Below are 2,420 nucleotides of genomic sequence, written 5' to 3'. Positions count from 1 at the left end.
ACCTATTAACTCTAAGGCCCCTTCAATTTCTGGGGCAATAGTCACTCTTTTTATAAGGCCAGTCCCCGCTTCGAGGAATTCTTCCATCTCTCTCACGTCAGGCAGACGGACAAAAGAGGGATTGTGTGCCCCCCGCTTTCCCAAGGAGAGATAAGGACCCTCAAGGTGAATCCCTAAAAGAGAGGGAAGCGCTTGAGAAGAAGCAACAATAGTTCGAATTGCCGAAAGGATACGCTCCTTTTTCTCTGTCATGGTCGTAGCAAGAAACCTCGTTACCCCTTCGTGGAGAAGGAAAGCGGCAACTCTTTGAACCCCCTCGGGATCGCTATCCATAAAGTCAGACCCTGCTGCACCATGCACATGAAGGTCGATCAAGCCTGGAAATAGGTAAAATCCGCCAAAATCAAGGAACGTGCATTCAGAGCCCTTCGATTCGAGGAAAGAATTCACATCCTCAGGAAGAATAACCTCTTCAATGCGTCCTTCCCGTACGAAAAGCGCTCCTCCTTGTAGCACCCGGCTGGGAGTAACAACCTGACCCCTTACCAGCAAGGGTCTCTCCATCTCAGTCTCTCCTCTCCACGAATTCTGGATTGGTGAGATGCACCGTAAAGCGGTAGTTATCTCCGCGGAAGAGGGTAACCGTAAACTCTATGGGATTTCCCTCAAGGTCGTAAGTCAAGCGCTCACTAAGCATGCCGGCAGAACCTGGTGCAACTTCAAGAAGTCGGGCTTGTTCCTCGTCCCTTATGAGCGTAGCCTCCATATCCTGCTTTGCCCATACCGGAGGCCTTCCAAACTTCTTGAACGTGTCGTACAGGGAATTCTTCTCAAAATTAACTTTTTCAATGCCTGGGAAGAACTTAAGGGGTATATAGGCAGTTTGCAAGGCCATTGGCTCTCCTGAGGCATAACGAACCCTTTTGAGAAGAAGGACCTTTTCCCCTTTTCCCAAGTGAAGATATTCTTGTATCTTCTTCGGAGGATATACCACTCTTTTCTTGAGAACCTTGGTACTTGGGGTACACCCTTTTCTCTCCATGTCTTTAGTAAAGCCCACAAGCTCGGTAAGCTTCTCCACAATCTTCTGTTGCGCTACAAAAGTGCCTTTCCCCGGTACCCGAAAAATAAGGCCCTCTCTCAGAAGGTCATCCATCACCCTTCGAACCGTCATGCGACTAACGTTATACTTTTTGGCAATCTCGTTCTCTGAGAAAAAGCGATCTCCAGGCTTGTACTCTCCGCTTCTCAAAACCTGCTTTAGAGCATCCCTAAGTTGTACATGTATTGGAATGGGGGAATCCTTGGCAAGCTTCACCACACAACTCCTTTCCCTGTCTACGGTAACCAAGAACCATCGCGGGCTACTAAAGCATCTTCACACGCCCACGGTAGGAAGCAACCGTTCTCTCGTTCCTCTCTCTACCACCAGGAAGATGGTTGCTCACAAAAACTGGAGGCATAAAACCATCCCTCAAGAGCAAAGAAACTGTTTCGATGAGCAACAAATGCAAAATTACGGCACCCGCGACTGTTGAAGTTGGCGCCATCTTTCCTCCAAGGCCCTCTATTTCCACACAGGCATCGCCCACTTCTCCCTTATTGTCAATGAAAACATCGCAGTATTCGACGATGCTCCCGCAACCTTTCTCTTTCATAAGGTATTCGATATACTTTCTGCTTCCCACGCCAATAAGTGGAACTTCCCTTTCTCTTGCAAGAGCTGCAACCCGAAGCACAACAGGATTCACACCAGAATTCGAAAAGAGGAGGAGAGAGTCAGGAGGCTTGGGCTGAAAATGTTCAAAGACTGCTTCCGCAAGGTCCCCGCAATTCTCCAGCATGGAGGACTTTAGAGCTCCGTTATGGAGCATAAGGCTCGGTTCAAGCATCGGACTGATACACGCTAGTCCGCCTGCTCGAAAAAAGGCTTCCTCTGCCAAGATATGGGAATGGCCACTCCCGAATACATGCACTAAGCCGCCCTCACGAATACTTCGGGCAAGTAGAGCAGCTCCCTTTTCTATATTCGCTCCTTCCTCCGTCTCAATTTCCCTGAGCACTTTCTCAATGTTTGACAAGTATACTCCGCATCCTTCCACCATTTCCTCTGTCCCCTACGACAGGAAGAGAGCGCCATTAAAAGGCCCGCCCCTACTTTACAGGTACACCTCTCCACCTTTTCGATAGGACTCCTCAAGAGCAACCGCAAGCCGCACTGCCTCAAGCCCTGCCTCCAAGGTCACGGGAACCGGAGCGTCGTGAATTACACAGCGCAGAAAAGCATCTACTTCTCTGCGAAGGTCGCCCTCAAGGTAACCATGTAAGGTGGGCCAGTGCATGGTATCGGGATACGTCCAGTAACTATCTTCCGAAATCACTCTTAATCCCTGGTCTAAAACTTCTACCTCAATCATTCC

General features: G+C 49.2%; 4 protein-coding genes. All 4 read right to left on the bottom strand.

The genetic code is table 11. The features are described from left to right. Positions 1-564: amidohydrolase family protein (locus tag H5U36_10085; GenBank protein ID MBC7218454.1), on the bottom strand; the 564-nt coding region annotated here is incomplete at its 3' end. Between the two features lies 1 nt (position 565). After that, positions 566-1,318 carry a GntR family transcriptional regulator gene (locus H5U36_10080; GenBank protein MBC7218453.1) on the bottom strand — a complete coding sequence of 251 codons (753 nt, stop codon included), beginning with the start codon at positions 1,316-1,318 and terminating at the stop codon, positions 566-568. A gap of 49 nt (positions 1,319-1,367) precedes the next feature. Next, a complete protein-coding gene (locus H5U36_10075) occupies positions 1,368-2,105 on the bottom strand; it encodes an SIS domain-containing protein (GenBank protein ID MBC7218452.1) in 738 nt (245 codons plus the stop codon). Positions 2,106-2,159: 54 nt separating this feature from the next. After that, positions 2,160-2,381 carry a hypothetical protein gene (locus H5U36_10070; protein MBC7218451.1) on the bottom strand — a complete coding sequence of 74 codons (222 nt, stop codon included), beginning with the start codon at positions 2,379-2,381 and terminating at the stop codon, positions 2,160-2,162. Positions 2,382-2,420: the final 39 nt, after the last annotated feature.

Origin of the sequence: Candidatus Caldatribacterium sp., from assembly GCA_014359405.1 — a bacterium.
Taxonomy (GTDB): domain Bacteria; phylum Atribacterota; class Atribacteria; order Atribacterales; family Caldatribacteriaceae; genus Caldatribacterium; species Caldatribacterium oleiphilum.
The sequence above is the reverse complement of the archived record's forward strand: the minus strand, read 5'-3'. Positions and strand labels throughout refer to the sequence as shown.

Coding starts and splice junctions, on each gene's coding strand:
- H5U36_10075 (MBC7218452.1), bottom strand. CDS start 2,105: ATGGTGGAAGGATGCGGAGTATACTTGTCAAACATTGAGAAAGTGCTC.